General features: G+C 46.4%; 6 protein-coding genes and 1 rRNA gene. 4 read left to right on the forward strand and 3 right to left on the reverse strand.

The annotated features are described in order from the left end of the window. The first annotated feature begins 2 nt into the window (after window positions 1–2). A complete protein-coding gene (locus AS030_RS24095) occupies window positions 3–2,912 on the forward strand; it encodes a hypothetical protein (protein ID WP_218061148.1) in 2,910 nt (969 codons plus the stop codon). A gap of 49 nt (window positions 2,913–2,961) precedes the next feature. On the opposite strand, the gene AS030_RS21495 is transcribed toward AS030_RS24095, so the two are convergent. From AS030_RS21495 to AS030_RS21505, 3 genes are read right to left on the reverse strand one after another with little or no spacing between them, the layout of a single operon-like run. Further along, entirely contained in the window at window positions 2,962–3,183 is a 222-nt protein-coding gene (locus AS030_RS21495; RefSeq protein ID WP_061975590.1) for a hypothetical protein, read from the reverse strand. Window positions 3,184–3,207: 24 nt separating this feature from the next. Next, window positions 3,208–3,543 (reverse strand): DUF2085 domain-containing protein, encoded by a 336-nt coding sequence (locus AS030_RS21500; protein ID WP_074440643.1) that lies wholly within the window; start codon window positions 3,541–3,543, stop codon window positions 3,208–3,210. Further along, window positions 3,536–4,360 (reverse strand): EcsC family protein, encoded by an 825-nt coding sequence (locus AS030_RS21505; RefSeq protein WP_061975594.1) that lies wholly within the window; start codon window positions 4,358–4,360, stop codon window positions 3,536–3,538. The genes AS030_RS21500 and AS030_RS21505 overlap by 8 nt, the downstream gene beginning before the upstream one ends. Window positions 4,361–4,632: 272 nt before the next feature. Here AS030_RS21505 and AS030_RS21510 point away from each other — a divergent pair, with 272 nt between their 5' ends. The 3 genes from AS030_RS21510 to AS030_RS21520 form a co-directional block, all read left to right on the forward strand. Beyond that, complete coding sequence (locus tag AS030_RS21510) at window positions 4,633–6,297, forward strand: transglutaminase domain-containing protein (protein WP_061975596.1); 1,665 nt, start codon at window positions 4,633–4,635, stop codon at window positions 6,295–6,297. Between the two features lie 109 nt (window positions 6,298–6,406). Further along, window positions 6,407–7,843 carry a nicotinate phosphoribosyltransferase gene (locus AS030_RS21515; RefSeq protein WP_061975608.1) on the forward strand — a complete coding sequence of 479 codons (1,437 nt, stop codon included), beginning with the start codon at window positions 6,407–6,409 and terminating at the stop codon, window positions 7,841–7,843. Between the two features lie 307 nt (window positions 7,844–8,150). After that, window positions 8,151–8,383 (forward strand): 16S ribosomal RNA (locus AS030_RS21520); the annotation flags it as partial.

Consider the following 8,383-nt stretch of genomic DNA (forward strand, 5'->3'; position numbering starts at 1 on the left):
CCATGGCAGATCAGGAAAAAGAAAGTTTTTTAAGCCCGAAGGCGAAGAAGGTAATGCTCACATCTTCTGCCGCCTTACTTGTGGCGCTTGCCGGTACGGGAACGTATTACTGGCAAACCCAAAAGACGGAGACCGCCAGCGTGGAAACCGCAAAATCAGAAAAGAACAAGGGCAAACCAGCCAAGGACATCACACTCAATACCGATGACAACCAGGTCAAAGACGACAGGGATAACCAGCCAAAAAGAAGAGTAACCGAAATCTCCCCGGACAACACCGGTGACGACTTCGCCCTGAAAGACGACACCGACAGCCCGGTATACCTTGTGGATGCATCCAACCCGGATGAGCCAATTACTCAATTGTTTGTGGATCAGGATAAGGTTGTGATCCCAACACCGCCACCGCCGGAAATTCCTAATGCGGATCCAACGATTCCAGGATTGAATCCTGGGAATGAAGTGGATCCAGACAACCAGGGAGATGAGACGGTTCCTCCGGGGGATAATACAACTAACCCAGATGACGGAACGACTCTTCCTGATGATGGGTCACCCCAGCCTGGTGATGGAACAACCCCTACTGACAATGGAGATCCGACAGATCCAGGAACGCCAACTGATCCAGGCACTCCGACAGATCCGGGAACGCCAACTGATCCAGGCACCCCGACAGATCCGGGAACGCCAACTGATCCAGGCACCCCGACAGATCCAGGGACGCCAACTGACCCTGGCACCCCGACAGACCCAGGAACGCCAACTGATCCGGGCAACCCGGATAATCCAGGGGGAGAAGACCCGGGCAGCCAAATTCCGGATGTGGCCCTTGTTGTTCCTGAGTCGTTATACGACCGTCTAACCAGCTATAGTGCGAACAACGACTTTTATAATGTGATGTACTATGGAAAAAAGGAAATCAAACCAGAAAGCGAAAAGTATGCTGACCTTGTTGCAATGGTGATCGATGCCGCAGCAGAGGCCAAAGCAAAAGCGTTCGAAGATCACTTCATGACATCAGAAAGCTTAACCAGCTTTCAGATGATCTCATCTCTTAATGATGAAGGAAATGAAGAGCTTGCAAAAATGAAAGAAGAGATCAGGTCAGAACTTTTCTCCAAGTTTGCCGAACGGGAAATCTCTATATATAAGAGCAAGCCAGTTGATCCAGAAAATCCCGGTGAAGGAAACCAAGAGCCGGATCAGCCGCAGCCGATGGATGCTGAAAAAGCTCAGCAGGTTCTATACTACGTCGGTAAGTACAATGTCCAAAACCCTGGCAAGGACTTGAATCCGAACGAGTATAGTGAAGTTGACCGTGTAGTGATGGAAGCTGCTCTAAAGGAACAAACCGATAACTTGGCGGCTGCTTTAAACAAGTTTCAAATGCTCGCTCAATTCTCTCCGACATATGGCGAAAGTGCCAAAAACCTTAAGGATGGACTAATGGCAAAGCAGGTTGAAAAAGCGAGAGCTGGCTTAGATCCAAGGGAACCTGGACAATATGAACCCCTCCCAGAGGGTAAAGAACTTGAAACCCTCAAACAATTGCTAGAGGAAGGAAAATATGCCCAAGTCATTGAACAAGGCAGCCTATTAATCGGGACTAATTTGCCAATAGGACACCTCAAGAAAGTGATGGGGGATGCGGCACAGGGACTTTTAGAGCAAACAGATCTTCTTGCCAGCAACCCTGTAACCTATATAGATAAGAAAGATCAGATCATCAACAATTACCGGATACTCACAGAGGTATCCAATGTTCCGGAAGATGAAGATCAAAAAGCAGAGTCACATTTAAATGCCTACCTCTTGATGCTTCAGGCGATGAACACGGCATCTAAAGAAGGTGCTTCCATTGATGATTTGAGCGAAGCCGTCATCGTGGCATCCGAATCCGTTGGGAGATGGGAGACAGGTGCATCTGCCGGCAAGTTGAATGAGTTGGCAACACAACTGTTATCATCCGCTAAAGATTTGGAGGACGTGAAAAAAGAAGAAAACGTCTATGAGCTGTTGAGCACAACACCTCATGTAAGTGATGATGTGACGAAAACAGCCTTTGACCGCAAAAAGGCCTTGGCCTATTCAAGAAAAGCTTCAGATTTATTAACTGCAGGACAATATGAGGAATCCATTTTCTATGCCAGCGAATCCAACCAGTTGTACAGCAAGGAAGGGCTAAACAAAGATACACTTGGAGCTGCTGCGAATGCCTTATTTGAACAGCATCCATCAGGAAGCTTTGATGACTTGGTAAAAGTCTATCGCACGATTGCCAGCGCTACCGGCATGCCGGATGATCAAAAGAGTAAAGCTGTGGCAAGACAGGAAGCGATCGACAATTACAAAAAAGCGAAGACTTTCACGGAGAGTGACCGTGAAAAAGCGGTGTATTACTTTGATAAGGCGGCTGACAGCCAATGGATGGCTCCTTTAGTGGACGCTCAACTCCAAGAGCAGGCCACTCGATTGCTGAGTGAAGCGAACACTCTAAAGGCAACAGGCAAAGACAAGGATCTTGAAATGGCCGTTCGATACTATAAAACACTGCTCGTCACAAAGCACGTGAATCAAAGCACACGAGACAAGGCGCAAAGTGCGATTGATGAACTGAAGAAGAAATCAACGCCAGCATCCGATTCCGATGTGGAAAAAGATAAAATGCCTCAGGAGAAACCAGTAAAACGTTCTGAGCCGAAGAAAGAAGTAGAGAAACCGCAAGCGGAGGATCAAAAGGAAACCTCTGAAACACCAAAAGCGGAGCCTTCTCCATCTGAAACATCTCAAACAGAGACACCAAAAGAAGAGGTATCAGAGGAAGAAGCACCAGCTGCAGATGCAACAGATAGCACTCCGGTAGAAGAGGAAGCCCCTCTCCCAGAGTCAGAACAAGCGGTACCGCAAATATAGCAAAAAGAAGCAGGACCACGAAGGTCCTGCTTCTTTTTGTTTTTATGTATTAGTCACAGAGATCAAAATCGCAGCAATCCAGGCTTTTTGACTTTTTGCCTGACTGCTTTTTTCGGTTTTTTGCTTTTTTGGAATAGAGATAATACGTGCCAGCGCTGATGACCGACCCTGAACCGATCAGGGAAACACCAGCGATCACGTTTCCAACCGCAAGCACCTGAAAACCGGCAACCAGTAAGCTCAATAGTGCAACAAGCTGAAGAATAAACATTCCAACCATCCTTTCCTACGAAAGTTAACTGAGTGCTTGGCTCAGCCAATCTGCCATAAACCATATGAAAAAGCACTGCCCGACTCCGCTCATGGCTCCGGTCACTACCCTTAATGTATTGGTGATTTCCCGCCATTTCCATTTTTGGGACAGGCCATCTGCCAGCATGGGAACCTGAAGAAGGAGCGCGATCGCAAGGCTGTGCAGCTGCGGAACAAAATAGAGGAAAGGAAGCAACAGGTAAGAGCTATAAAGTGCGGTGCACCGTGCATACAGGGCCATCGGTTTTCCGTTGATTTTCAAGCAGCGTTCGGGCTTCCGGTGGCACGGGACGATAGCGAGCAGTTCTTTCTTACTCATCTGCCGGTCGCTGTTGAATTTGCTGGATTCGTTCCAGGATTCTGCGTTTTCTGTAGAGCATCATGCCCGTTTCAGCCACTTCATCAATAGTGGACTTGTTGATAAACGCCCCGAAAACAATCCCTGCTACAGGAACCATTTGAAACAATTTTTTCCACCCGAAGTTGTCCCGGTAGGCAGCGATGACTTCCCGCCAGCCCTGAAGCTGGGAGATGGCCTGGCGGTTCCGCTCGCCATCCGTCATGGATAGTTCTTCTAAAATCACCCGTTTCCCTACATAATCCGAAGAAGCGAATTGCAGGCATTTGATGATGAAAATCCGTTCCTCTTTGCTGTTGGGATTATAGCCGTAGGAGATCGCAATTTCCTGAAGGGTTTTCAGTGACAGGCCGAGAATGATAGGAATATCGAGCCCTAATGTGAACAGCCCGCCAACACCGGTTGTTGCTCCTTGTACGGCGGCCATTTTGGTACGGCTGCTTTTAAAATAAGAAGCGGTCTGGTCCATGGCGCCAAGTGGAAGGTTTGCGATGTCTGATGGAGCGAATTCCTCCTGCAGGATTCCTGTTTCTTTAAATTTTTTTAAGATGGATTTCCCGCTGACGAGATACTTGCCGCCTGTTTGAACATAGCTTCCAATCTCATCGAGGATTTGAAGCGCCTTGTCCTGCAAAAATTTTGGTGTGATTTTATCGAGAAGCTTGAAAGGGATCCGTCCAAGCTTTTCCCAAAACCATAAATCCTTTTGATCCTTTTCCCATTTCTCAACACTTTCCAATTCCTTCTGCAAAAATTCAAGAGACTCGATCGTAAACACTCCTTCATAACCTGTACCCTTATAAGGTTCTGTTTATATTTTAATATGTACTGTCATACGTGAAAAGCGGGGGGAGGATTCACATTTTAGTTTAACCACAATTTGGCAACGGGTATTAATTGGAAATGAGACCCAGTGAGAAAGCTGTCATACAAGCAGCTGTCGATAAAGTAGTAGGAGTCAACGTTGTCTTGTCCTATACAATGAATACGATTAGCCACCAACCTGTAAATGCCTTAAAATAGAGGTAAGTACAGTAAGGAGTGAAAACAATGAGGAAAACGATCCTCACTTTCATTGTTCCGTTTCTGCTCTTAAGCTTGCCAGGCTGCAGTTTATTGGACTCAGGCAGCCCTATTGAAAAAAAAGACACACCAGGCAATGCCCTTACTCAAGCGGCGGAGAAGAATAATGAGACAGCCGATTTAAAACGTCTGGAGCTCAGCGGCTACAGCCGAAGGATCGGTGCTACGCTAACAAGTCCCAAATACAAAGAATTCAGTGTGAATTCTTCCTTTATGGTTACGGGAAGAATCAATAATACAAAGCGTTTAAAATCAAGCTATACGCTGATTACGATCCGCAGTGAAAAAGACGGAAGCCATTTTAAGTATTTGGCACCCATCGAAAATGGACGGTTCAAGCAAAAAGTCCAGCTGTTTAACGGGAAAGGCAAATATGATGTGAAAGTCAGCCTTCCGAGCGATGAAAGCAAGGATTATTATTATGACTTGGCTCAAATGAACGTAACCAACGTGAACCCGGAAGTAAAACGCGATGTGCTGTACACGCAAAATGCGTATCAGCAGAAATTGAAGCTGAACTCTTCCATTGATGGCTACATGAAAAAAGACGGAAATGTGGATATCAAGGGATCCATCGATGATGATAAAGCGAAGGATTTGCTGGTGGAAATGTCCAAAGGAACTCAGGTCACGAAAATTATGGTTCCTGTTGAAAACGGACATTTTGATACTCAGGTGCCTCTTTATTTTGGTGAGGGCGTTCATACCCTGAAAGTCATGACACCTGCATCTAACGTGGCCAATTATTATAACGAGGCTGCTGAACTGAAAGTAGATAACACATCCGACACCATTTCCCAGCCGATCGAGTTTTCAAAGGAATACAGCGAGCGAGGATTCACACTGGAGTCTCCTGCTGCAGGCGGAATAAAAACCGATCTGGATTATGAACTTAAAGGAAAAATTGATTCGAACGCTCCGTTTGCCAAAGATACAGACACCGTGTTTGTTCAAACCAAAAAGGGATCGCTTGAAGCCATGTACGCTGTCCCTGTGAAAGACTACGCGTTTGATGGAAAGTTTTATCTTCGGTTCGGCCCCGGAAAATATGATGTGAATGTGTTTGCGCCGGAAATTTCCTCGGCCAATACAAGCGTTCAGCATTTTGTTGGCATTGCCCATTTTACGATGGAAAACAACAACCAGCATGATGCCCGTTACAGCCTCCCGTCAAGAGGCATACAATCGGACGATATGGAAATCGGCAGGCTGTCGGCTCAGTTAATGGCCAACCGGCACAATGACAAAGACAAAGCAAAAGCCGTGTACGAGTACGTAGCCAAGAACATTCAGTATGATGTCAATAAGCTCGACAAACGGTCCTTTGCTTTTGATGACAGTGCGCTTAAAACGCTTCATGAGAAAAAAGGGGTCTGTCAGGATTTTTCGTATTTGGCGATTGCTCTGCTGAGGGCAGGCGGGTTGGAAGCAAGGATGGCCATCGGATATGCCGGCCAGGACCATGCCTGGATAGAAACAAAGGTGGACGGCCGCTGGCTCACCATGGATCCGACCTGGGGTTCTGGCTATCTTCAGAACGGCCGCTTTGTCAGGAATTACACCTTGAAATATTTTGATCCAAACCCCGAGGAATTTAAGAAGTCCCATACGAAGTCTGGAATTGAATATTAAGGTAAGCCCGGGACTCAGGTCTCAGGGCTTTCTTTATTTTTTAATAACGAGTAGAGTAGGAACTGTGAACTTAAGGGAAAATAAGGCGAGAAAGGTGTGAAGAACGATGATGCGGCATGAAGATTTGACACTACATACCGACAAGTACCAGATCAATATGATGTATGCTCATTGGAAAAACGGTACACAAAATAAAAAATGCGTTTGCGAAGCATTTTATCGCAAAAACCCGTTTGGCAATGGCTATGCTGTATTTGCAGGGCTTGAACGTATTGTTTATTATTTGCAGAATCTGCGCTTTACAGAAGAAGATATCAATTATTTAAAAGAACAGGAAGAACAATATGAGGAAGGATTTCTTCAGGAACTGAGGGAATTCCGGTTCACGGGAAGCCTGGCTTCCGTTCAGGAAGGGAGCATCGTCTTTCCAAGAGAGCCGCTCCTCAGGATCGAAGCGAGAATTTTTGAAGCTCATCTGATCGAAACGGCTCTATTGAACTTCATGAATTACCAAACCTTGATCGCGACCAAAGCGGCAAGAATTAAGCAGGTGGCACCTGAAGATTACTTTATGGAATTCGGATCGCGCCGCGCGCAGGAAGCGGACGCTGCCATCTGGGGAGCAAGAGCGGCCTATATTGCCGGTTTTGAAGCTACCTCCAATTTGTTGGCAGGCAAATACTTTGGGATTCCGACCAAGGGCACTCACGCTCACTCCTGGGTACAAAGCTTTGAAACGGAAGAAGAGTCTTTCCGAAAGTTTGCCGAAGCTCTTCCGGATCAAAGCACCTTGCTCGTTGACACATACGATACGATGAAAAGCGGAATTCCAAATGCCATCAAAATTGGCCTGGAATTGAAAGAAAAAGGGAAGACACTTAAAGGCATCCGCCTCGACAGCGGGGATCTTGCGTATCTTTCCATTCAGGCGAGAAGAATGCTGGATGAAGCCGGATTGACGGATACGGTCATCGTTGGCTCCAACGATCTGGATGAAGAAGTAATCTCTGAGCTGAAAAGCCAGGGTGCTACGATCACTTCCTGGGGCGTGGGAACCCAGCTCATTACAGCTGCTGACCAGCCGGCACTTGGCGGAGTGTACAAGCTTGTTGCCCGTGAAAGCAATGGCGAGTATGTTCCAACCATAAAAGTATCAGGCAATGTGGAAAAAGTGACCAACCCGGGCTTCAAGACGGTATATCGTATCGTAAACGAAGACACAGGGAAAGCCGAAGCGGATTACATTGCGATGGTAGACGAAGCCCTTCCGGAAAAAGACATCTACCTTTTTGATCCGGTGGAAACCTATAAAAGCAAAACCATCCATAACTACCGAGCGGAAGAACTGCTCAAGCCGGTCTTTAATGAGGGAGAACTTGTTTATGACTTGCCGCAGGTGGATGAAATCAAATCCCATTTCCGCAGCCAGATTAAGATGTTCTGGCCTCAGCACATGCGAAAGCTGAATCCGCAGACCTATCATGTGGACCTCAGCGAAAAAGCATGGACTACAAAAATGGAGCTCCTTAAAGAAGCAACCAAATAATTATTCCAAGAGCCCGGTCGTTTTCATCTGCGGGCTCTTTTTTTATTTTGATAAAAAGGGTTGACCACTCCTGAAATCGCTGGTATAGTAGTAAACGTTGCTGCTTTTGATACACACTTTCCTTCAAAAAAACATTGAAAAAAGTTGTTGACTTAGCAAGCAGGATTTGATAAGATATTCCTTGTCGCCAATGAGAGCGACGGAAACAAACAGTTCTTTGAAAACCAAACAAAAGCCAGAGTAAGTCAGGGATTTTACAATCCCATCAATTTCTTATTTTTAAACATTAAGAGCTATATCAAACACTTTATTGGAGAGTTTGATCCTGGCTCAGGATGAACGCTGGCGGCGTGCCTAATACATGCAAGTCGAGCGAATGACGAGGAGCTTGCTCCTCTGATTTAGCGGCGGACGGGTGAGTAACACGTGGGTAACCTGCCTGTAAGACGGGGATAACTCCGGGAAACCGGAGCTAATACCGGATGATAACGAGAAGCGCCTGCTTCTTTTTTGAAAGTCGGTTTCGGCTGACGCTTACAG

It is taken from the genome of Fictibacillus enclensis (assembly GCF_001457035.1).
In the GTDB taxonomy this organism is placed as follows: Bacteria; Bacillota; Bacilli; order Bacillales; family Fictibacillaceae; genus Fictibacillus_C; species Fictibacillus_C enclensis.

Coding starts and splice junctions, on each gene's coding strand:
- AS030_RS24095 (WP_218061148.1), top strand. CDS start 3: ATGGCAGATCAGGAAAAAGAAAGTTTTTTAAGCCCGAAGGCGAAGAAG.
- AS030_RS21495 (WP_061975590.1), bottom strand. CDS start 3,183: ATGTTTATTCTTCAGCTTGTTGCACTATTGAGCTTACTGGTTGCCGGT.
- AS030_RS21500 (WP_074440643.1), bottom strand. CDS start 3,543: ATGAGTAAGAAAGAACTGCTCGCTATCGTCCCGTGCCACCGGAAGCCC.
- AS030_RS21510 (WP_061975596.1), top strand. CDS start 4,633: ATGAGGAAAACGATCCTCACTTTCATTGTTCCGTTTCTGCTCTTAAGC.
- AS030_RS21515 (WP_061975608.1), top strand. CDS start 6,407: ATGCGGCATGAAGATTTGACACTACATACCGACAAGTACCAGATCAAT.